Source organism: Enterovibrio nigricans DSM 22720 (assembly GCF_900167155.1).
Classification (GTDB): Bacteria; Pseudomonadota; Gammaproteobacteria; order Enterobacterales; family Vibrionaceae; genus Enterovibrio; species Enterovibrio nigricans.
The window spans coordinates 1-21,993 of record NZ_FUXU01000033.1 but is presented as its reverse complement, the minus strand read 5'-3'; the positions used below and the strand labels follow the sequence as shown (position 1 = coordinate 21,993).

The window sequence follows — 21,993 nt, the reverse complement described above, 5'->3', positions numbered from 1 at the left end:
TAACAAAAGTTGCTTACAAAATTACGTATTAATGTGAATCTTCATGTGCCTGAGACAGGTACACGATGGTCAGCATCATAAAGACGAACGCTTGGATGGTAATAACCAGAATGTGGAAGATTGCCCACGGTAACGAACCCAACCATTGCGCCCACCACGGCAGAAGTGCCGCAATCAGGATAAATACCACCTCACCTGCAAACATATTACCGAACAGACGCATACCAAGAGAAATTGGTTTCGCGAGCAGCGATACCACTTCCAAAAGCAGGTTGAACGGGATCATGATTGGGTGGTTGAACGGGTGAAGTGCCAGCTCTTTCGCAAAGCCGCCGATACCTTTCACCTTGATGCTGTAATAGATCATCAAGAAAAAGACACCAAGTGCCATTGCAAGGGTGATATTTACGTCTGCCGTTGGTACTACCTTCATGTAAGGAATACCAAGCAATTCCGCTGGATAAGGAATAAAATCGATAGGCACAAGGTCCATCGTATTCATCAAAAATATCCAGACGAAAATGGTCAGAGCCAGAGGCGCAATCAGTGGATTTTTTCCATGGAAGGTTTCTCGGACGTTTTCGTCAACGAATTCGACCAACATTTCCACAAAACACTGAAGCTTTCCTGGTACTCCTGTGGTTGCTTTCTTCGCCACAGAGCGGAACAGCCATAGAAAGCCGAAACCGATCAGGACTGAGAAAAACAGGCTATCAATGTGCACCGACCAGAAACTACCGTCTCCCACTAAGCCCAATTTGTCCGTAGACAGGTTGGTTAAGTGGTGAGAGATGTAACTGGAAGGTGTAAGCGCTTCACCTGGCGCAGCCATAACTCATCCTATTTGTTGTTGTTAATGAATAAAACTGGCGCAAGGATATTAATTCCAAGTACCAGCAAATAGGTCAGTTTGAGGGGAACAAGTTCCACCTCGGCATACAGGTAAACAACGGAGAATAAAACGACTGTCAGCAGAATTTTGAGCACTTCACCGCTGAAAAACGATGCAACAATGAGTTTCGCTGCTCTCGCTCCACTAAATAGGAAAGCACACAGCGCGAACGCTGCATTGGCAACTACAAAGATGCCTCCGCCGATAAGTGCGGAAATTCCCCAGTCGACATTGATGGTAGTCACCATCAAGATTGCCGTTGCTAACACGACGCACGCTTGTAACAGCAGCAACCTTTTCGCAAGCTTGCGACCTCGTCGCGCGAGCGTCGATACCATGTATTCGTTCCTCGATTCCTTTCCTCGTAGCACCATGTCGAGCTGGGAAAACTGCAAAAATTATACGGGTCACCTTTTTGATTGCAATCTGATTGAACCAAAAATGGAGACTAAATTTTACAACAGAGTAACCTGATCACAGTAAGAAAAAATATGTAACAGAAAGCTAACGCGTGATATCACACTTACTCACTGAGTGTTGCAAGTATTTGCATTAATTTTTCTTGGTGATCAAAGTTTATTGTAATTTTGCCCTTACCACCTTTCGCTTGAGTAATGGTGACATTGGTGCCCAAACGATGAACCAGCATTTCCTGAATTGATTCAAATTCAGGGGACAAACTATTTACCACTTTATCAGTGACAGGTGTAAGCATTTTCTTCACCAATGCTTCTGTTTGTCTGACGGTCATTTTTTTGTTCACCGACGCCAACGCTGCCTCAATTTGGGCTTCGCCATCAAGTGCAAGCAATGCGCGAGCATGTCCCATATCGAGTTGTCGATTCATCAGAAGCTTCTTTACGCCGGTTTCTAAACCGTTTAAACGAAGAAGGTTACTGATAGTCGTTCTCGATTTACCTAATGCTTCAGCAAGTTGCTGGTGTGTAAGAGAGAAGTCTTGGACAAGCTTATCTAAAGCTTCAGCCTCTTCCATGGCATTGAGGTCTTCACGCTGAATGTTCTCTATCAACGCGATAGCACTGGCGGCTTTATCTGTCAGATCACGCACCAAACACGGGACATGTGTTAGTCCAGCCATTTTGGATGCGCGAAAGCGTCGCTCACCAGCAATAATTTCATATTGTTGCGCTGATGTCTTTCTTACCACAAGTGGCTGAATGACACCTTGCGCTCGGATAGATTCAGCCAATTCTTCCAATGCTTCTGTCGCCATCCCCTGACGTGGCTGATACGTCCCCGGATGAAGTTGAGTCAACGGTAAATGCTGTAATTCACTGTTGGTCTCTGCGTGATGCGAATCTTTGTTCAAATCTACGCGTGCCTGCGCCTGCGCACTGGTCGCAAGAAGTGCATCGAGCCCTTTGCCCAATCCACGTTTTGTTGCGTTCATTGGCATTCCTTTAAGACACGTTGGCTACATTATTCGCTTGTCGCAATTGCTCTTCTCTGCGCAATATCTCTCCAGCCAACGCTAAATATGATTTTGCACCACTTGAATGCTTGTCATAGTACATGGCAGGTTTACCATGACTAGGGGCTTCAGCCAGACGCACATTACGTGGAATCACCGTGCGATAGACCTTATCGCCAAAGTGCTTTTTGATCTGATCTGAGACTTCTGTAGCCAATCGGTTACGCGGATCATACATGGTTCTCAGCAACCCTTCGACATGAAGGTCGGCATTCACCACACTCGCCAGCTTGCTGATGGTATCCATCAACGCCGTCAGTCCTTCCAGTGCAAAATACTCGCACTGCATTGGGACAAGAACCGAGTTCGCAGCCGTCATGGCGTTGATTGTAAGGAGGTTCAGTGAAGGCGGACAGTCGATAAAGATGAAATCATAGTTTTCACGAATGTCAGCTAACGCGTTGCGAAGCCTAACTTCTCGGGCAAACACTTCCATCAATTTTATTTCTGCTGCCGTCACGTCGCCGTTTGCAGCGATCAAATGATAACCGCCTGTCGTTTCGGTCACCACAACGTCGTTAAACGGTGTTTCTTCAACGAGCAATTCATAAGCCGTGGCGTCGACATTGTATTTGTCTACGCCACTGGCCATGGTGGCGTTCCCTTGCGGGTCGAGGTCTATAACAAGCACCTTACGCTGCGTTGCTGCGAGTGACGCAGCAAGATTTATACAGGTCGTCGTTTTACCGACGCCCCCTTTCTGGTTGGCAATTGCTATGACTTTTCCCACAAGTAAACCTCGCCCAAAAAACCTATCTAGCCAAGATTACTAGATGACGTTGCCCTTCCAATCCTGGAACAGTCAAAGGTTTGATATCGGTCACAGAACAATCAGCAGGCAAGTCATCAATTTCGACTTGATCCACTTGTCCTTTCAATGCGAGGAATACCCCTTGCTCATTTGGCAGGTGATGACACCAGGTCACCATATCGTTCATTGACGCGAATGCTCGGCTTAAGACGCCATCAAAACCGTTCTCTGGCTGGAACGCTTCCACGCGGCTTTGAACAGGTGTCACGTTGGTGATTTTCAGTTCATGAGTAACCTGGCGGATAAAACGAATACGTTTTCCTAGACTATCTAGCAAGGTGAATGACTTCTCAGGGTTAATGATCGCCAGCGGGATCCCAGGAAGTCCAGGACCGGTTCCCACGTCAATAAACGTGGTTCCGATCAGGTGCTGACTGACCACAATGCTGTCCATAATATGTTTAACGATCATTTCTTGAGGATCGCGAACCGAAGTCAGGTTATATGCTTTGTTCCACTTGTGGAGCATTTCAACATAGCCCAGAAGCTGGGCTTGTTGTTCTGCAGGGATGTTCATCCCTGCATCAGAAATCAATTGTGCAAGACGTTGTTTCACTGAGAGTTACGCTCCTTTCTTGAGCATGCCTTGTTTTTTTAAATGCACCAGCAAAATAGAAATTGCTGCTGGTGTAATACCGGAAATACGAGACGCTTTACCTATGGTTTCTGGTCGCGCATCCTGAAGTTTCGCAACAGCTTCGTTAGACAAACCTTTGATTTGTTTGTAATCCAGCTCTAGTGGTAATTGGGTGTTTTCATGACGCGTAGACTTCTCAATTTCGTCTTTTTGACGATTGATATAACCCGCGTACTTCACTTGAATTTCTACTTGTTCGCTGGCTTCGCTATCTGCCATTGCAGGAGCAAACACCGGATTGGCCACCAGTTGGTCGTAGGTGACTTCAGGACGGCGCAACAACTCTTCACCGTTGGCTTCACGAGACAGTGGCGCTTTCAAAATAGCATTGATCACTTCTGCGTGCTCAGAGGTTGGATGAACCCACGTGCTACGCAGACGCTGAGCTTCGATCTCAATATTTTCTAATTTCTCATTGAAGCGAGCCCAACGCGCATCGTCTACCAGACCCAATTTGCGTCCCATTTCTGTCAGACGCAGATCGGCGTTATCTTCCCGCAACAACAAGCGGTATTCAGCACGCGAGGTAAACATACGGTACGGTTCTTTGGTACCCATAGTCGACAAATCATCAATCAATACGCCCATGTAGGCTTGATCACGGCGTGGACACCAGCCTTCCTTCTCCTGAGCGAACAACGCGGCGTTAGCCCCCGCTAGCAAACCTTGTGCAGCTGCTTCTTCGTAGCCGGTAGTGCCGTTTATTTGACCTGCAAAGAACAACCCTTTAATAAATTTGGTTTCGAAGGTTTGTTTCAGATCGCGAGGATCGAAAAAGTCATATTCGATCGCATAACCTGGGCGGATCACGCGTGCATTTTCAAACCCTTTGATCGAATGGATAATACCCATCTGCACATCAAACGGCAGGCTGGTGGAAATACCATTCGGATATAATTCATGGGTCGTCAGGCCTTCAGGCTCAACGAAAATCTGGTGTTTGTCTTTATCCGCAAAACGCATCACCTTATCTTCAATCGACGGGCAATAACGTGGACCAATCCCTTCAATCACACCCGCATACATCGGACTACGATCTAGGTTGGCACGGATAACATCATGTGTTTTTTCGTTGGTGTAAGTGATGTAACACGGCAGCTGACGTGGGTGCTCAGACACACTTCCCATAAACGAGAATACTGGGCATGGAGTATCGCCGTGCTGTTCTTGCATAACACTGAAATCGACAGTGCGCGCATCAATGCGAGGTGGAGTACCTGTTTTAAGGCGATCAACGCGAAACGGTAATTCTCGCAGTCGATCTGCAAGCGCGATCGATGGTGGATCCCCTGCACGACCACCAGAATAGTTTTCCAAACCAATATGAATTTTACCGCCAAGGAAGGTACCAACGGTTAAAACAACAGATTTGGCGCGGAATTTAAGGCCCATTTCAGTCACAACACCTGTGACTTGATCCTGTTCAACAATCAGATCTGTAACAGCTTGCTGGAACAACATGAGATTCGGTTGGTTTTCCAATGTCTCACGTACAGCGGCTTTGTAGAGCGCACGATCTGCTTGTGCGCGTGTTGCACGAACAGCAGGACCTTTCGACGCATTGAGGGTGCGAAATTGGATACCACCTTTGTCGATTGCCCGTGCCATCAGGCCACCGAGTGCATCGACTTCTTTCACCAGATGTCCTTTCCCGATCCCGCCAATGGCTGGGTTACATGACATTTGCCCCAACGTATCGATATTGTGAGTCAATAGCAGTGTTTGCTGACCCATTCGTGCTGCGGCCAATGCGGCTTCTGTACCGGCATGACCACCACCAACGACGATGACGTCAAAGTTATCCTGGTAAAACATGGTGCAACCTCAAAAAAGAATGAGTGGATCTGTTTGTTGAACAAAAGAGGATCATTCTACCGCTTTTCATTATGCGAGAGAACCAAAAGTGTGATCTTTGATCGAAGGGGAAAGCTCTTAAATATATATAAAGATCTTTATATGGATCTTTTATTATGATCTTTTATTAAGGATGACGATCTCTGTGGATAACCGTTAAATGATCAACATGATCATTAGTTTATTGAAGATCGTTTGTTGTGTGTTGCCTTGGATCTAATATGGGACATCCTGGGAGCAAAATGGCACTTTATCAACAGGGGGTGAGGGATCTAAAGTTATTATTGGGATAACTATAGGTTGATCACCGTTTAGATCTATAGTTATCCACAAGGGAAATAGTGCCTTTAGAGGCTATTTTCGTTTGTTAAAGAGAAAAACTTATTCACATAGCTGAGCTAAATTTTTGGATAACCACATTTCTGCAGGCTCTTCTGGGAGAGGATTTTCCATAATATCGATGTCTAAACGCTGGATTATTGGTTTGGCACCGAGCTTTTTAAGCAAGGTATCTGCATGTATTCCAGCACCGCAGAATGTGTCATAGCTTGAGTCCCCAATTGCGATAACAGCGTACGAAATACTGGATAAATCCGGCGAATTTTCCGCTAATTCTTCCATTGCGGGGGCGAGGTTTTCAGGGTAATCGCCAGCACCGTGTGTTGACGTGATTAACAGTAGTTTGTGGCTGTTTATGACATCTGAAAATGTCGCTTCATTAACAATACTTACGGTTTGACCATGTTGTTCAAGTAGTTCAGCCAAGTGATCGCCAACATATTCAGCCCCGCCTAAGGTACTGCCGGTAATCAAGGTAATCGTGGACATAGGGTCGTCTCTGTATATGTGTGTAGGACGCTAGTATTGAAGGGGGAGCGAGTCTAAGTCAAGCTAGCTTGGTTGACAGTAATCCCTATTTTTCATTGGGTTAATATTTGCGGGAGAAGCGGACTGAATTTTATTTTTTCCTCTGCGTTTAGCATTTTTCACTGCAACCAGCGCGGTATCAATTAGTTGGTAACCAGCAATACACCCTTGATTCGATGTACTCACTCCGAGACTCGCTGTTTGTTTGACTGCCGTGTGTTCAAGCAAAACCACACTGCGACTGATAGCGATTTTTAGTTCTTCTGCGATGGCAACGGCACTGCTTGCATTCACATTATTCAGCAAGATAACAAACGTATCAGCATAGAGACGGCCGAGGGGCGTTCCAACGGCAATATGATCCTGCAGCAGATTTGCGTAGTGAATAAGCACTTGATCCCCTGTTTTTCGGCCATGCATCTCATTGATTTGGCGAAAATCGTCGAGATTAATGGCTATCACCGATAACGGGTGTTGCTTATGCTGAGCCTGGAAAAAAAATTCGTCTGCTTGGTTATAAATACTTTGGCTGTTTGAGGTTTCTGTCAGCAGGTCATCGTGAATGAGCCGTCGTGATGATTCATCTATTGAGTGAAGGTCAACGAGATAAAAGTCAGTGAGTGCTACAGAGGCCAGTACAAGTATCAATATTACGCAAAGGTATGCGGCGCGGGCATTCGCATCTGTAAGAGCGAGAATGGGATCCCCTGAGGGGATCGTTTTCGCGAGAAACAGCAGGATGATCGCGATCAATGAAAGCCCATAGCGCGGGAAGCGTTCTTTAGGATCAAAAACTAAGACAACGGCCGTTGGCACTACCAATAACAGCATTTCGGTTTCAAAATTATCGGACAGCACGAATAACGGCAATGAAAATTGCTGGAAAAAGAAAATGATAAATACCCAGTATTTTGCAATTTTCAGTAATCCTTCTCGGGTTAGCACAAAGGAAATCATATAAAGCAGTGCGAACAACCCATTGAGTAATGCAACAGAAGGGCTTCCGAAGGCAAACCAGAAAAGAGCCGAAAACAGAAAGGTGCCACCAGCACAAAGCGTAGACAACAAATTAACCATACGCAGATGATGAATCTGTAACTTGTCGTAGCGTTCTATACCCAGATTAAGTAGCGGGTTGAGGCTATTTATCATCTCGTCGTTAGATTGAGTGAGGTTGCTTCAAAGTGTAGCAAAGATGAGACAGGGAGAGAGGAAAGAAAAAGCTGCCAGACGGCAGCCTTTGGGGTGTTATTTTCCGATACAGAATGAACTGAAAATCCGGCCGAGAAGATCATCTGAGCTAAACTCGCCGGTGATTTCGCTTAAGTGTTGCTGCGCAATACGAAGCTCTTCTGCGAGGATCTCGCCAGCCATGTAGCCTTCGAGTTGGTGTTTTCCTGTATCAAGATGATTCGCTGCCGCATCGAGGGCTTCCAGGTGGCGACGTCTTGCCATAAATCCACCTTCAGTCGCGCCAGAAAAGCCCATACATGCTTTCAAATGTTCACGTAGCGCATCGACACCTTTACCTGTTTTCGCGCTAAGACGAATTAAGGTTGGTTGGCTGGCGTGGCAAATACCGAGTGTTTCACCCGTAACATCCGCTTTATTTCGGATAACGGTCATGCCGATATTGGCAGGAAGACGATCAATGAACTCTGGCCAAATCTCTTCTGGAGATGTTGCCGTGGTGGTGGTGCCATCAACCATAAATAATACGCGATCGGCTTGAGCAATTTCATCCCACGCACGCTCGATTCCTATTCGCTCAACTTCATCTGATGCATCTCGAAGGCCAGCAGTATCGATAATGTGTAACGGCATGCCATCAATATGGATATGCTCGCGCAGGACGTCACGCGTGGTGCCTGCAATGTCTGTTACAATGGCACTGTCTTTCCCTGACAAGGCGTTGAGAAGGCTTGATTTGCCCGCATTTGGACGGCCTGCAATGACCACCTTCATGCCTTCTCGCATTATGGCACCTTGGTTAGCGGTTTTACGCACTTCATCCAATGCGTTGATTATTCCATCGAGATCGCCTGCAACTTTACCGTCTGACAGAAAGTCGATTTCTTCGTCAGGAAAATCAATGGCGGCTTCCACGTAGATGCGAAGATGGATAAGCGCCTCTACCAGCGAATTCACCTTGGTAGAAAATGCCCCTTGAAGACTTTGCAACGCACTCTTCGCCGCTTGTTCTGAGCTCGCATCAATTAAATCAGCAATGGCTTCAGCTTGCGCCAAATCGAGTTTATCGTTCAAAAAGGCGCGCTCAGAAAACTCCCCAGGACGGGCTGTACGTACACCGTCAATTTCTAGGATACGTTTGATCAGCATATCCATGATCACTGGACCACCATGGCCTTGGAGCTCTAATACGTCTTCGCCAGTGAAAGAATTTGGGGCTTGGAAATACAGGGCTATGCCTTGGTCCAGCGCATTACCATCTGTGTTTTTAAAAGGCAGGTATTCTGCGCGGCGGACAGGTAATTCTCGTCCCGTCACTGCTTTTGCAACTTCAACGGCTTTTGGGCCTGATACGCGAATGATGCCAACGCCACCGCGACCGGGAGGCGTTGCCTGCGCAACAATAGTGTCAGAATGAGTCATGTGGGGATACCTGCTCTATATAATTCAAGCTAGTGTATACCAAATTTTTGGTTTGGCAGTGTCACGTTCAGAAAGACGAAAGGCGGCCAGAAGGCCGCCTCATTTGTACCGTTTGCAATTACTTGCGGCTGTGAAGGCCTTTTTTCTCCAGTGCGCGATAAATTAGCGTCTGCTGAAGAAGCGTCACGATATTCGACACCAACCAGTACAGAACCAGACCGGCTGGGAACCATAGGAAGAATACAGTGAACATCACTGGCATGAAGTTCATGATCTTCTGCTGCATAGGGTCCGTTACTGTGCTTGGGCTCATCTTCTGAATCAGGAACATAGATGCACCCATCAGTAGAGGCAGCACGTAATATGGATCTGGTGCTGACAAATCGTGAATCCACAGAATAAACGGTGCGTGGCGAAGTTCTACCGATTCCATCAGTGCCCAGTAAAGAGCGATGAAAATTGGCATTTGCAGGATAAGAGGAAGACAGCCGCCCAGTGGGTTTACTTTCTCTTTCTTATACAACTCCATCATTTCTTGGCTCATGCGCTGGCGGTCATCACCGATACGCTCACGCATTTCCTGCAGTTTAGGTTGCAGAAGACGCATTTTCGCCATAGAAGTGTACTGCGCTTTGGTTAGTGGGTACATCGCACCACGAACCACGAACGTCAGAATAATGATGGCTACACCCCAGTTACCGACAAAGCCGTGAATGGTTGATAGCAACCAATGCAGTGGGCTAGCGATAAACCATAACCAACCGTAATCTACAGTCAGGTTTAGGTTAGGCGCGGTTTTTTCCATTTGGTCTTGCAGTTTCGGACCAACCCACAGAGTCGCGTCCAAGTTCACGGTTGAACCAGCTGCGATCGTGGTGGTTGGGTAGCGAACACCGATAAACCCTTGACCATTTGCTGTGCGCGAGAATAGATTCACGTCAGTTTGATCACGTGGTATCCATGCTGCAACAAAGTAGTGTTGCATCATCGCGGCCCAGCCATTTTTCGAGATAGTCAGGTTCAGGTTTCTGTCCTTCATATCGTCGAAGCTGTATTTTTCGTATTTCGCATCGTCAGCTGAGTACACACCACCACGATAGGTTGGCATGGTCAGGCTGCCGCCATCATCCAATAGGTTTTGTTTTAGCTGAGCGTACATCTGCACTGACGCGGATTTGTCGCTGTGGTTGTCGATAGTGTAATCAACATTCACGGCGTAGTTGTCGCGCTTTAGAACAAAGGTTTTGGTGTAGGTGATGCCATCTTTTGTTACGGTCAAAGGTACACGCAATTCGTTCTGGCCATCAGCTAGAGTAAAGTCGGTGCCATTGGCGGTAAATTGAGCGCGGCCATCCAGCGTATCGATGCCGTTTGGACCAATCAGGCCACTTTGTGCAACGAAAGTATGGTTGGGTTGGTTTTTCAATAGAACAAATTTATTCGCAGAACCGAACTCTGCGTCATATTTGTTCAATTCAGCGTGAACAATATCACCGCCCTGTGTATCAACGATCAAAGTCAGCACATCACTTTTTAGGGTGATCAGCTTATTAGAGACAGAATCCTGCGGTAGAGGCTGAGTGGCATCTGAACCGACAGGAACATCACCACTGTGTTGTGCTTGCTGTGTAACGCCCTGACCCTGTGGTTGAGGGTTGGTTGTTTCGTTCCAGTTGAGGTACAACATGAACGATACAAACATTAGGGCAATCAACAGAATATTACGTTGAGAATCCATTGTTAATTGTCTCGATTATTAGGATGATGCGGGGGCACAGGATCGTACCCACCATGATTTAGAGGATGGCATTTTAATAAACGTTTGCCCGCTAACCAACATCCTTTTATCACACCGTGACAATTGACCGCTTCTATGGCGTATTGGGAGCATGTCGGCGTAAAACGACAGCGAGGCCCCAGAAGAGGGCTGATGAAAAGCTGGTAACCGCGAAACAGTCTAATGACTATTATTTTCGCGGCGGTCGTGACAAACGTTGCCATAACTTATCGAGCAGCGCACTCAATTCTTCGTTACTGAGCTCATTCGCACTTTTCTTCGCAATGACAACAAAATCTTTCGCAGGCAGCGAGTGCTGACGCAAACGAAAACTTTCACGAACGAGACGTTTAAAACGGTTTCGATCGACGGCAAGTTTGATTTGTTTTTTTGGCACTGCCTGACCCAAACGAGGAAGGCCAAGAGTGTTATTGCGGGCAAGAATAGTTAAGTGTGGTGAGCCAGCGCGATGAGGTTGCTGGAAGACAGAGTTGAAATGTTCGGGAGTTAACAGACGTAACTCCCGAGAAAAAGCTAGCTTATTCACAAATCACTAAGGATTATTTTGAAAGCTTGCTACGGCCTTTCGCACGGCGAGCGGCAATAACCTTACGGCCGTTCTTAGTTGCCATGCGCGCACGGAAACCGTGAGTGCGCTTACGCTTTAGAACGGAAGGTTGAAAAGTGCGTTTCATGGTTTCTACCTTATTACTGATCAGTTTTTAGGTTTGTTAACCCGACGTGGGACAAAGTCCGACGCCTCTCAACAAAGAGGGCGGATTGTAATCATTGACTGAGTTGTAGTCAATGTTAAAACAATATTCCGCTCTCTTGGGCGCGCAATTATACGTAGTCGATAGATAAGCGCAAGGATCCTTTTGCGATCTTATCCATTCATACCTGTGATTAAGGTGTGCATTGTCGGTGGATTTCGTGAGGATAAGAATATTTATTGTGATCAAGGCAAAAAAATTGGCAAAGATCGGACATGAAAAGCACTGAAAGCATGACGAACTTAATGTGACGTTCTTTGCACAATTATTGTCAGTTTTCTAATAATTCTGTGAGTAAGTAGGGTGTACCTTGTGCTGATCACGGGTTTTTTTGTGCGATCTGTGTGTATAACTACGATCTTATTCACTGCAAAAGGGATCTTGTCGCTAGCGATCCTTGGCGTAGAAGTATAAAATTACTTCCCTTTTCATTATTCGAGTGTGGAGTCAGTCGTGTCATCTTCGCTTTGGTTGCAGTGCCTTCAGCGCCTTCAAGAGGATCTACCTGCAACGGAATTTAGCATGTGGGTTCGGCCGCTTCAGGCGGAGTTAAATGACAATACCCTGACTTTATTCGCCCCTAACCGTTTTGTTTTGGATTGGGTGCGGGATAAGTATATTAATAGTATCAATAGCTTACTGAATGAGTTTTGTGATACTGACGTTCCAATGCTGCGCTTTGAAGTGGGCAGTAAGCCCGTCGCGCCTATTGCGCCACCAGCACCGCCCGTATCGCCTGCGCCTGCAACACCTGTAGCAAAACCAAGTGTTGGTCGTACATGGGAACCTGCTCCATCACCTGTTCAGTCTGACGTTAACCATCGCTCGAATGTAAATCCTAAACACAAGTTCACTAACTTTGTTGAAGGTAAATCGAACCAGTTGGCACTTGCTGCAGCGCGTCAGGTTGCTGATAACCCTGGTGCTGCCTATAACCCACTGTTTCTATATGGCGGCACGGGTTTAGGTAAAACGCACTTGCTGCACGCTGTGGGTAATGCCATCAGTGATCGTAAAGCGGATGCACGCGTGGTTTACATGCACTCTGAACGTTTTGTTCAGGACATGGTAAAAGCCCTGCAGAACAACCAAATCGAAGAATTTAAACGCTATTACCGTAGTGTTGATGCATTGTTGATCGATGACATTCAATTTTTTGCTAATAAAGAACGTTCGCAGGAAGAGTTTTTCCACACCTTTAATGCGTTACTTGAAGGTAACCAGCAAATTATTCTAACGTCTGATCGCTATCCAAAAGAGATCAACGGTGTAGAAGATCGCTTGAAATCTCGTTTCGGTTGGGGTTTGACGGTATGTATCGAGCCACCAGAGCTTGAAACGCGTGTGGCGATTTTGATGAAAAAGGCGGAAGACCATAACATTCGCCTGCCAGATGAAGTGGCATTTTTTATTGCTAAACGCTTACGTTCAAATGTTCGAGAGCTTGAAGGCGCGCTGAATCGAGTGATAGCGAACGCTAACTTTACAGGTAGAGCGATTACCATCGATTTTGTTCGTGAGGCACTGCGTGACCTGCTGGCACTGCAGGAAAAGCTGGTGACTATCGACAACATTCAGAAAACTGTGGCGGAATACTACAAAATCAAGATGGCAGATTTGCTGTCTAAACGTCGTAGCCGCTCTGTGGCACGCCCTCGTCAGGTGGCGATGGCATTGTCAAAAGAGCTGACTAACCATAGCTTGCCGGAAATTGGTGATGCATTTGGTGGTCGTGATCATACTACGGTGCTTCATGCATGCAGAAAAATTGAACAGCTGCGCGAAGAAAGCCACGATATAAAAGAAGATTATTCAAACTTGATCCGGACTCTGTCGTCTTAATATGAAATTTACTCTAACTCGTGACCAATTTTTAAAACCCCTGCAGCAGGTGTCTGGTGCACTCGGGGGACGACCAACGTTGCCTATCCTTGGAAACATTCTACTGAAAGTGCAGTCTGGTCAGTTGTCCATGACTTGTACTGATTTAGAAGTCGAGTTGATTGCAGCCTTGCCATTGGACGGTGATTCACAAGATGGTGCTGTTACAGTGCCGTCTCGTAAATTTTTAGATATTTGCCGTGGCCTCAATGACAGTGCACCGATCCAGTTTTCTCTGGAAGGTGACCGAGCGATTATTCGCTCTGGTCGTAGCCGCTTTACATTGTCGACATTGCCAGCTTCTGACTTTCCAAACATTGAAGATTGGCAGAGTTCGGTTGAATTCACCTTGCCACAAGGTAAGTTACGTCAGTTGATTGAAAGCACTGCATTCTCAATGGCAAACCAGGACGTGCGTTACTTTCTTAACGGTATGCTGTTAGAAACAGACGGTAAAACACTGCGTTCTGTTGCGACTGATGGTCACCGCATGGCCGTGGGAGTGACTGAGCTTGATGACGAGTTGGAAAATCAACAGGTGATTGTTCCTCGTAAGGGCGTCACCGAATTGATGCGTTTGTTAGACCAACCTGATGAACCCGTAACGATTCAAATTGGTAGCGCGAATATTCGCGCGAAAGTGAACCAATTTATATTTACGTCAAAATTGGTTGATGGCCGTTTTCCTGATTACCGCCGCGTCATGCCACAATCTTCAAACAAGTTCATGGACGCAGATTGCGATGAATTACGTCAGGCGTTTTCTCGCGCTGCCATTTTATCGAATGAGAAGTTCCGTGGTGTACGCCTTAACGTTAGTGTCGGCCAGCTTCGCATTTCTGCACATAACCCTGAGCAGGAAGAAGCAGAAGAGTTTGTTGATGTGAACTACGAGGGTGAAGACCTCGAAATTGGTTTTAACGTCAGCTATGTTCTTGATGTTCTAAATACGCTTAAGTGTGAACAAGTCCGTTTTTCGATGACTGATGGTACCGCAAGTACACTGGTTGAAGATTGTAACAGTGAAAACGCCATGTACGTGGTGATGCCAATTCGTCTGTAACATGGCACTGTCTCGATTATCGATTCATGATCTAAGAAATATTGAAGCCTGTGACCTTAGTCTGTCATCAGGCTTCAATTTTCTTGTCGGTGCCAACGGAAGCGGTAAAACCAGTGTATTGGAAGCCGTTTATTACCTTGGGCATGGGCGTTCGTTTCGCAGTCCGCTGACAGGCCGCGTGATCCGCCATCAACAAGATCGGCTGGTCGTGCATGGTAAGGTTGTTATGGGTGATGTTTTGTTACCCGTTGGAATCCAAAAAAACCGAGATGGCTCAGCGGAAGTAAAAATTGGTGAGGAAAAAGGGCAGAAGCTAGTGCAACTGGCGGAAGTTTTACCCACCCAACTGATTAACCCTGAAGGGTTTGAGTTGTTGACCGGGGGCCCCAAGTTTCGTCGCGCCTTTATTGATTGGGGCGTTTTTCATGCGGAACCTCAGTTTTATCCGGTTTGGTCACGTGTAAAACGCCTGACTAAACAACGTAATGCATTGATGAAAACCGCCAGAAGCTATCGAGAATTGAGTTTCTGGGATGCAGAGCTGGCGCCGTTGTCGAATCAAATCGATCAGTGGCGTCGCGAGTACGTCGAAAAGCTATCAGAGCGTGCAGCATCATTGTGTAATGCATTTTTGCCTGAATATGAAATCAAACTAAATTACACCCGAGGTTGGGACAAGGACGCAGATTACGCAGAATTATTGCGTGAAAACTTCCTGCGCGATCAACAACTAGGGTATACCGTCAGTGGTCCACACAAATCCGACTTGCGTCTGAGAGTAGGGGGCACACCCGTAGAGGACGTGCTTTCTCGTGGTCAGTTAAAGCTGATGGTATGTGCACTTCGCCTGGCGCAAGGGCAACAGCTTACTGAGGACAAAGGTAAGCAATGTATCTATTTGATCGACGATTTTGCGTCTGAGCTGGATAGTCGGCGTCGAGCACTACTGGCCGAGCAACTGAAAGCCACTGGTGCACAAGTGTTTGTCAGTGCCATTAGTGCCGATCAGGTCGCTGAAATGTGCGACGAAAATAGTAAGATGTTTCATGTGGAACACGGTAAAATAGCCTCAGAATAAATTAAGCGAGAGTAACTCAATGTCCAACAATTACGATTCATCGAGTATCAAGGTACTCAAGGGTCTGGATGCAGTACGAAAGCGTCCGGGGATGTACATCGGTGACACCGACGACGGTACCGGTCTGCACCACATGGTCTTTGAGGTGGTCGATAACTCTATCGATGAAGCTCTCGCCGGTCATTGTACCGATATCATTGTTACCATTCACGAAGACGGCTCGGTATCTGTAAAAGATGACGGTCGTGGCATTCCTGTCGACATCCATGAAGAAGAGGGTGTATCGGCAGCGGAAGTTATCATGACGGTACTGCATGCTGGCGGCAAATTTGATGACAACTCTTATAAAGTGTCAGGCGGTCTTCATGGTGTTGGTGTTTCAGTTGTAAACGCCCTGTCAGAGAAGCTAGAGCTGACGATTTGGCGTCATGGTCAAATCCATCAACAAATTTACCGCGGTGGTGTGCCTGACGCACCATTGGCACCGATTGGTGATACCGATGAAACAGGTACACGCATCCGTTTCTGGCCATCAGGTGAAACCTTTACTGATCTGCTTTTCCATTATGACATATTGGCAAAGCGTCTTCGTGAGTTGTCATTCCTAAATTCGGGTGTTTCCATTCGTCTTTCTGATGAGCGTGAAGAAGATAAAAATGACCACTTTACGTATGAAGGTGGTATCCGCGCATTCGTTGAGCACCTGAATCGCAATAAAAACCCCATTCACCCGTCAGTGTTCCATTTTGAACACGAACGTGAAGACGGCGTGACGGTTGAAGTATCCATGCAGTGGAACGATGGTTTCCAAGAAAACATTTACTGTTTCACCAACAACATTCCACAACGCGATGGCGGTACTCACCTTGCTGGCTTCCGTGCAGCACTGACGCGTACGCTCAATAGCTACATGGAAAAAGAGGGCTACTCGAAGAAAGCCAACGCAGCAACATCGGGTGATGATGCGCGTGAAGGTCTGACCGCAGTAGTATCGGTAAAAGTACCGGATCCAAAATTCTCAAGCCAAACAAAAGACAAATTGGTTTCTTCAGAAGTGAAGTCTGCGGTTGAGTCGGCAATGAACGAGAAGTTAAGTGAGTTCCTGATTGAGAGCCCGCAAGACGCTAAGATCGTTTGTACCAAAATCATTGATGCAGCACGTGCACGTGAAGCGGCGCGTAAAGCTCGCGAAATGACACGTCGTAAAGGCGCGCTAGATTTGGGTGGCTTGCCAGGTAAGCTTGCAGACTGCCAAGAAAAAGACCCAGCGCTTTCTGAACTCTACATTGTGGAAGGGGACTCTGCGGGCGGTTCCGCTAAGCAGGGTCGTAACCGTAAGAATCAGGCAATTCTTCCACTGAAAGGTAAAATCCTTAACGTAGAAAAAGCGCGTTTCGATAAAATGTTGTCTTCTCAGGAAGTGACCACGCTTATCACTGCGATGGGCTGTGGTATTGGTCGTGACGAATACAACCCTGATAAACTGCGTTACCACAGCATCATCATCATGACCGATGCTGACGTTGATGGTTCGCACATCCGTACGCTACTTTTGACGTTCTTCTATCGTCAAATGCCAGAGCTGATTGAACGCGGTTACATCTATATTGCTCAGCCACCACTTTATAAAGTGAAGAAAGGTAAACAAGAGCAATACATCAAAGATGATGAAGCGATGGAGCAGTACCAAGTTGCACTAGCGCTAGAAAACGCATCTTTGTTTGTTAACCAAGATGCGCCAGCGTTAAGCGGTATTGCCCTTGAAGAGTTGATCCACAAGTACAACAGTGTGATGAAACTTATCAAGCGTATGGAACGCCGTTACCCTTCAGCGTTGTTGAATGAATTGGTTTACCAACCACGTCTTTCTGTTGATGCCTTGAAAAATGAAGCGGATGTCCAAGCGTGGATTGACAACATTGTTTCTATTCTGAATAAGAACTCTACGGGTGAAAGCCAGTACCGTTCACTGGTCAAGTTCAGTGAAGAGCACAGTGCATATCAGCCAGAGCTGGTTGTGCGCACACACGGTGTTGATCACGAGTACACCATTAGCTATGACTTGTTGAACTCAAAAGAATATGGCCGTATTGCAAGCTTGTCAGAAGCCCTGGATGGCTTGTTGGATGACAGTGCATACATTCAACGTGGCGAGCGTAAGCAACCCGTGAAAAGCTTTGCAGAAGCGCTGGCATGGTTGATTAAGGAGTCTAACCGCGGACTTTCTCGTCAACGCTATAAAGGTCTGGGTGAGATGAACCCTGATCAGCTTTGGGAGACCACGATGGATCCAGAGTCTCGCCGTATGCTTCGTGTAACCATCCAAGATGCGGTAGCAGCAGATGAACTGTTCACCACGCTAATGGGTGATCACGTTGAGCCTCGTCGTGCGTTCATCGAAGACAATGCCCTGAAAGTAGCAAACCTGGACGTGTAGCCACGTTTCGCTACGTGTGGGATCTCATCCTCCGTGATCTGAGGTCTCACAACCGTGATCCGGCGTCTCATCCTTCGTGAACTGAGGTTTGGAAATAACCACTATTGGATTTGAATAGTATTTAGTTAATAAGGAAGTTATAAGCAGGCTGGTTAAGGGGCTTAGTTTTGTTAAGCCCTTGTCATAGTGCTTATAAAATTTAAGCCTTAACATAACTAAGAAATGACACGGAGGTCTCTGTCTTGCATATTCACTCGTATCGCCTAAGGAATTTTCGACGTCTGAAGGATACTCATATTGAGCTAGCTGACGACATATCAATATTTGTAGGATCTAATAACAGCGGAAAGACGTCGGCAACTCAGGCCGTTCATACGTTTATCTCGGGCGGAAAGGATCGTTTCAGTCTGTATGATTTTAGTTCTTCTTGTTGGAAAGCCTTTGATGAAGCTGGGGACATCAATCCGGAGGAATCAGTTCCCGACAGTGGCAATCTCTCACTTCCAAGCATAGAGCTTGATCTCTGGTTCGAAGTTTCTGCGTCAGATCTATACCTAGTCATTCCCTTACTTCCGAGCACTGCATGGGAAGGAACCAAGGTAGGTATTCGAGTTTCGCTGACAGCTCGAAATCCTTTAAACCTCATTAAAAATTATCAAGAAGCTAAGGCTAAGGGTATTGAGCAGGCCGCAGCACTGCCGCCAGAGTCACAATATGTTCCTTGGCCTCGCTCCATGACGGACTATCTTCAGCGTGAACTCAAAAGCGAATATGAGCTGCGTTACTTCATCTTGGATCACACACAATTTGATGAGAACTTCTGTGAGATTGGGAGCTATGTTCCAGAAGAATTAGGTGGAGAGCCTGGCGGTGGTAAGATTCTGAAATCGCTTATTCAAATTGATTGCTTGGGAGCTCAACGGCACCTGGCTGATCCCAATCCTGAAGTCGGTGGAAGATCGGAAGATCTGTCAAAGCGTTTGAGCCGATTTTACAAGCACAACCTCGATCAAAGGCAAGATGATCACGCTGCGCTGAAGGCATTGTTTGATTCAGAGCAAGCGCTCAATATTCATTTGGATGGCGTGTTCAAGCCAATGCTTGATCGACTTGCGGGGCTAGGTTATCCGGGCATTAATAACCCACGATTGAAAATCATGTCAGCGTTAGATCCCGCTCACGTGATGAGCCAAGATGCGCGTGTTCACTACCAGATCGGAGACGGCGAAGACATCGCCACATTGCCGGATAGTTACAACGGCCTAGGATTCAAAAATTTGATCTACATGGTCGTGGAGATTTTGGATGCTCAAGCTAGGTGGAAGGCAATGGATAATCGCCCTCCGTTGCATCTGATTTTCGTGGAGGAACCAGAGGCTCATCTGCACGCACAACTCCAGCAGGCATTTATTCGAAATGTGCTGGAGCTTCTTAACATAGAAGGCGATGACGGAAGTATATTCGGCAGCCAAATGGTTATTACGACCCACTCTCCACATATTCTTTACGAGCGTGGATTTAAGCCAATTCGTTACTTTCGTCGAAAGATGGTTGGCAATGAACAGCTGACAGAGGTTCTAAATCTTTCCGCCTTTTACCAAGCCCAGCCTGATGATCGGGACTTCCTAGAAAGATATTTGAAGCTGACACACTGTGATCTCTTTTTCTCAGACGCAGCTATTCTCGTTGAAGGTAATGTTGAAAGATTGTTGATGCCCATAATGATCGGGAAAGTTGCTAAACCTCTCCGATCAGCTTCTCTATGTATTTTGGAAGTCGGAGGAGCCTTTGGCCATCGTTTCCAATCGCTCATAGAATTTCTTGGTCTCACTACACTAATAGTTACCGATATTGATAGCGTTGCCCTAGTGACTCAAGAGTCCGGCGATGAAGTTGATGATGAGGTTGAGGAGTTTGAGGCACCTGTCGAGGAAGTGGATGGTACCGCTGTTCAGGCTCTGGATGATGGGCAAGATCCGGTCGGTGAGCCGGTGGCCGCCCCACTCAAGAAGAAGTACGGCAAAGCTTGCTTGCCTAGTGAGCCTGGCGCTGCGACCTCGAATCAAACCCTTATAAAATGGCTTCCTAGTAAACAAACAATCGAAGACTTGAGCAACGCCTCGGATGCAGACAAAACTCACGAGCTTGTACACGGCGCAAAGGTTCGTGTCGCCTATCAGGTTGAGCGTGAAGTCACTTGGAATGGTTCCACTGAAAATCTTTGTGGACGCACGCTTGAGGAAGATTTTGGCCTTGAGAATCCAATATGGTCTCAAGCTACTACAAGGAAGCCTCTTGGTCTGATTGTGAAGGGCGAAGTTGCCAGTCCCAGCGCGCTTGCTAAAGGCCTACATCAGAAAGTTTCGCGGAAAAGTTTCGATAAAACGAGGTTCGCGCTCGCTTTACTAACCGAGAGTGAAGACGCTTGGAATGTCCCGAAATACATCCGTGATGGATTGGTCTGGTTAAAGGATGAAGTACGGATCGAACTTGAGACCGTGCTGCCTGACACTATTCCTGATACTGACATTGTGGCTGGAGCTGAGCATGAGTAGCCGAGCAAATAAGCCGGATACCCAGGCAGACATCGACCTGCGAAACTGCCTTGAGAGCGTTCCTCCTCGCAGTTTTATAATGAAGGCAGGTGCAGGGTCTGGAAAAACCACCTCTCTCATTAAGGGCTTGTCGTCGGCTATTCAAATACATGGGGAAAAGCTGAGAAAATTCCGTCAGCGTATTGCCTGCATCACTTACACGGAAATTGCGGCCGGAGAGATTTGGAAAGATGTTGGAAATGATCCTCTGGTACATGTATCGACCATTCACAGCTTTATGTGGCTGCTAGCCAAACCGTTTCAGAACGATATTCGCGTTTGGGTTTCTGCACGTATCGTGGAGAAGATCGAGGCGATTGAACAGAAACAGGCAACCTATGGGCCTAGGGTTCAACAGCGCACAAAGGACAAAGACTCTAGAGACTTGGCGCGTCTTCGTAGGCTGTCGGGTCGTGTCGGTGCAGTCAAAAGTTTTCGCTACGGTACAGGGAGCGACTACCTTAAAGGGGTTTTAGGTCATGATGATATTCTGAAGCTTGTAACTTACCTAATAGCTGAACGTTCCCTCTTTCGGACTCTCCTAGCACACCAATTTCCTTTTGTTTTTGTGGATGAGAGTCAAGACACGACAACTGAAGTTATTGAAGGATTGGAGGCCGTTGAGCGTGAGCCGGGTGTAACATTTTGCCTAGGTTTCTTCGGCGATCCTATGCAGCGAATATATGCCACGGGAACAGGTCTGGTTGAAGCAGAACCCAATTGGGTAGACATTCCGAAGCAAGAGAATTTTCGATGCTCAACGAAGGTTTTGGATCTTGCAAATGCTATTCGGCACGATGGGGATGATCTTGTTCAAGTTCCCGGCAAGCGTCTAAGTCCAGAGGGTATCACTCCAACACCTGAGGGCTCGGCCCACCTTTTCATCTTGCCTTCAGATGATACGCGAGATGCCAATTTAGTCAGAGTGCGCGACTGGATGGCAGTGCGCACGGGGGATGGTCACTGGCGACTTAGTAATACTGACGAGGATCAGGTAAAGCTTCTTGTAATTGTTCACCAGATGGCAGCAAAACGTCTAGGGTTTGGAGAGTTGTACTCGGCTCTCAACTCTAAAGCGCCTGCAGCATTCAAAAACGGTTTTCTGGATGGCTCTGCGTGGCCGCTTTCCCCGTGTTTGAAATGGCTTTGTTGCTTAAATCGATGGAACTAAATCTAGAAGCTACGATCTGATCGGCTACACCCATCAATCGTCGTAGTCTCATG

The 21,993-nt window shown here is 46.8% G+C and carries 19 protein-coding genes; 6 read left to right on the top strand and 13 right to left on the bottom strand.

Annotation, left to right across the window (positions count from 1 at the left end):
• Positions 1–28: 28 nt before the first annotated feature.
• The 13 genes from atpB to rpmH form a co-directional block, all read right to left on the bottom strand.
• A complete protein-coding gene (gene atpB, locus B5D35_RS12805) occupies positions 29–832 on the bottom strand; it encodes a F0F1 ATP synthase subunit A (protein WP_078752964.1) in 804 nt (267 codons plus the stop codon).
• An 8-nt stretch (positions 833–840) separates the two neighbouring features.
• Complete coding sequence (locus tag B5D35_RS12800) at positions 841–1,230, bottom strand: F0F1 ATP synthase subunit I (RefSeq protein WP_078752963.1); 390 nt, start codon at positions 1,228–1,230, stop codon at positions 841–843.
• Between the two features lie 185 nt (positions 1,231–1,415).
• Positions 1,416–2,303 carry a ParB/RepB/Spo0J family partition protein gene (locus B5D35_RS12795; RefSeq protein ID WP_078752962.1) on the bottom strand — a complete coding sequence of 296 codons (888 nt, stop codon included), beginning with the start codon at positions 2,301–2,303 and terminating at the stop codon, positions 1,416–1,418.
• A 10-nt stretch (positions 2,304–2,313) separates the two neighbouring features.
• Positions 2,314–3,114: a ParA family protein gene (locus B5D35_RS12790; protein ID WP_078752961.1), complete on the bottom strand. Its 801-nt coding sequence runs from the start codon at positions 3,112–3,114 to the stop codon at positions 2,314–2,316.
• Positions 3,115–3,136: 22 nt separating this feature from the next.
• Complete coding sequence (rsmG, locus tag B5D35_RS12785; RefSeq protein ID WP_078752960.1) at positions 3,137–3,751, bottom strand: 16S rRNA (guanine(527)-N(7))-methyltransferase RsmG; 615 nt, start codon at positions 3,749–3,751, stop codon at positions 3,137–3,139.
• Between the two features lie 6 nt (positions 3,752–3,757).
• Positions 3,758–5,647, bottom strand: coding sequence for a tRNA uridine-5-carboxymethylaminomethyl(34) synthesis enzyme MnmG (mnmG, locus tag B5D35_RS12780; RefSeq protein ID WP_078752959.1), 1,890 nt, complete (start codon positions 5,645–5,647; stop codon positions 3,758–3,760).
• Positions 5,648–6,067: 420 nt separating this feature from the next.
• Positions 6,068–6,514: an FMN-binding protein MioC gene (gene mioC, locus B5D35_RS12775; RefSeq protein WP_078752958.1), complete on the bottom strand. Its 447-nt coding sequence runs from the start codon at positions 6,512–6,514 to the stop codon at positions 6,068–6,070.
• 63 nt (positions 6,515–6,577) lie between these two features.
• The gene (locus B5D35_RS12770) at positions 6,578–7,705 is read right to left on the bottom strand and encodes a GGDEF domain-containing protein (RefSeq protein ID WP_244556588.1); all 1,128 of its coding nucleotides are present in this window, start codon (positions 7,703–7,705) and stop codon (positions 6,578–6,580) included.
• A 96-nt stretch (positions 7,706–7,801) separates the two neighbouring features.
• Positions 7,802–9,166, bottom strand: coding sequence for a tRNA uridine-5-carboxymethylaminomethyl(34) synthesis GTPase MnmE (mnmE, locus tag B5D35_RS12765; protein ID WP_078752956.1), 1,365 nt, complete (start codon positions 9,164–9,166; stop codon positions 7,802–7,804).
• Positions 9,167–9,284: 118 nt separating this feature from the next.
• Positions 9,285–10,904 (bottom strand): membrane protein insertase YidC, encoded by a 1,620-nt coding sequence (gene yidC / locus B5D35_RS12760; RefSeq protein ID WP_078752955.1) that lies wholly within the window; start codon positions 10,902–10,904, stop codon positions 9,285–9,287.
• A 2-nt stretch (positions 10,905–10,906) separates the two neighbouring features.
• A complete protein-coding gene (gene yidD / locus B5D35_RS12755) occupies positions 10,907–11,167 on the bottom strand; it encodes a membrane protein insertion efficiency factor YidD (RefSeq protein ID WP_078752954.1) in 261 nt (86 codons plus the stop codon).
• Complete coding sequence (gene rnpA / locus B5D35_RS12750) at positions 11,134–11,490, bottom strand: ribonuclease P protein component (RefSeq protein WP_078752953.1); 357 nt, start codon at positions 11,488–11,490, stop codon at positions 11,134–11,136. Before rnpA ends, yidD begins: the two co-directional genes overlap by 34 nt.
• Before the next feature lie 13 nt (positions 11,491–11,503).
• On the bottom strand, positions 11,504–11,638 hold the full coding sequence (gene rpmH, locus B5D35_RS12745) for a 50S ribosomal protein L34 (RefSeq protein WP_002540783.1): 135 nt from the start codon (positions 11,636–11,638) through the stop codon (positions 11,504–11,506).
• Between the two features lie 531 nt (positions 11,639–12,169).
• Between rpmH and dnaA the strand changes: the two genes are divergently transcribed.
• The 6 genes from dnaA (at position 12,170) to B5D35_RS12715 (ending at position 21,940) form a co-directional block, all read left to right on the top strand.
• On the top strand, positions 12,170–13,558 hold the full coding sequence (gene dnaA, locus B5D35_RS12740) for a chromosomal replication initiator protein DnaA (protein ID WP_078752952.1): 1,389 nt from the start codon (positions 12,170–12,172) through the stop codon (positions 13,556–13,558).
• 1 nt (position 13,559) lies between these two features.
• A complete protein-coding gene (gene dnaN / locus B5D35_RS12735; RefSeq protein WP_078752951.1) occupies positions 13,560–14,660 on the top strand; it encodes a DNA polymerase III subunit beta in 1,101 nt (366 codons plus the stop codon).
• A 1-nt stretch (position 14,661) separates the two neighbouring features.
• Positions 14,662–15,738 (top strand): DNA replication/repair protein RecF, encoded by a 1,077-nt coding sequence (gene recF, locus B5D35_RS12730; RefSeq protein WP_078752950.1) that lies wholly within the window; start codon positions 14,662–14,664, stop codon positions 15,736–15,738.
• A 19-nt stretch (positions 15,739–15,757) separates the two neighbouring features.
• Positions 15,758–18,175: a DNA topoisomerase (ATP-hydrolyzing) subunit B gene (gene gyrB, locus B5D35_RS12725; RefSeq protein ID WP_078752949.1), complete on the top strand. Its 2,418-nt coding sequence runs from the start codon at positions 15,758–15,760 to the stop codon at positions 18,173–18,175.
• A gap of 242 nt (positions 18,176–18,417) precedes the next feature.
• Positions 18,418–20,730 carry an ATP-dependent nuclease gene (locus tag B5D35_RS12720; RefSeq protein WP_078752948.1) on the top strand — a complete coding sequence of 771 codons (2,313 nt, stop codon included), beginning with the start codon at positions 18,418–18,420 and terminating at the stop codon, positions 20,728–20,730.
• Positions 20,723–21,940 (top strand): UvrD-helicase domain-containing protein, encoded by a 1,218-nt coding sequence (locus B5D35_RS12715; RefSeq protein ID WP_212567542.1) that lies wholly within the window; start codon positions 20,723–20,725, stop codon positions 21,938–21,940. The genes B5D35_RS12720 and B5D35_RS12715 overlap by 8 nt, the downstream gene beginning before the upstream one ends.
• Positions 21,941–21,993 lie beyond the last annotated feature (53 nt).

Bases quoted from the DNA above. Each gene is read 5' to 3' on its own strand.
- atpB (WP_078752964.1), bottom strand. From the start codon at position 832: ATGGCTGCGCCAGGTGAAGCGCTTACACCTTCCAGTTACATCTCTCAC.
- B5D35_RS12800 (WP_078752963.1), bottom strand. From the start codon at position 1,230: ATGGTATCGACGCTCGCGCGACGAGGTCGCAAGCTTGCGAAAAGGTTG.
- B5D35_RS12795 (WP_078752962.1), bottom strand. From the start codon at position 2,303: ATGAACGCAACAAAACGTGGATTGGGCAAAGGGCTCGATGCACTTCTT.
- mnmG (WP_078752959.1), bottom strand. From the start codon at position 5,647: ATGTTTTACCAGGATAACTTTGACGTCATCGTCGTTGGTGGTGGTCAT.
- mioC (WP_078752958.1), bottom strand. From the start codon at position 6,514: ATGTCCACGATTACCTTGATTACCGGCAGTACCTTAGGCGGGGCTGAA.
- B5D35_RS12770 (WP_244556588.1), bottom strand. From the start codon at position 7,705: ATGATAAATAGCCTCAACCCGCTACTTAATCTGGGTATAGAACGCTAC.
- mnmE (WP_078752956.1), bottom strand. From the start codon at position 9,166: ATGACTCATTCTGACACTATTGTTGCGCAGGCAACGCCTCCCGGTCGC.
- yidC (WP_078752955.1), bottom strand. From the start codon at position 10,904: ATGGATTCTCAACGTAATATTCTGTTGATTGCCCTAATGTTTGTATCG.
- yidD (WP_078752954.1), bottom strand. From the start codon at position 11,167: ATGGCAACGTTTGTCACGACCGCCGCGAAAATAATAGTCATTAGACTG.
- rpmH (WP_002540783.1), bottom strand. From the start codon at position 11,638: ATGAAACGCACTTTTCAACCTTCCGTTCTAAAGCGTAAGCGCACTCAC.
- dnaN (WP_078752951.1), top strand. From the start codon at position 13,560: ATGAAATTTACTCTAACTCGTGACCAATTTTTAAAACCCCTGCAGCAG.
- recF (WP_078752950.1), top strand. From the start codon at position 14,662: ATGGCACTGTCTCGATTATCGATTCATGATCTAAGAAATATTGAAGCC.
- gyrB (WP_078752949.1), top strand. From the start codon at position 15,758: ATGTCCAACAATTACGATTCATCGAGTATCAAGGTACTCAAGGGTCTG.
- B5D35_RS12715 (WP_212567542.1), top strand. From the start codon at position 20,723: ATGAGTAGCCGAGCAAATAAGCCGGATACCCAGGCAGACATCGACCTG.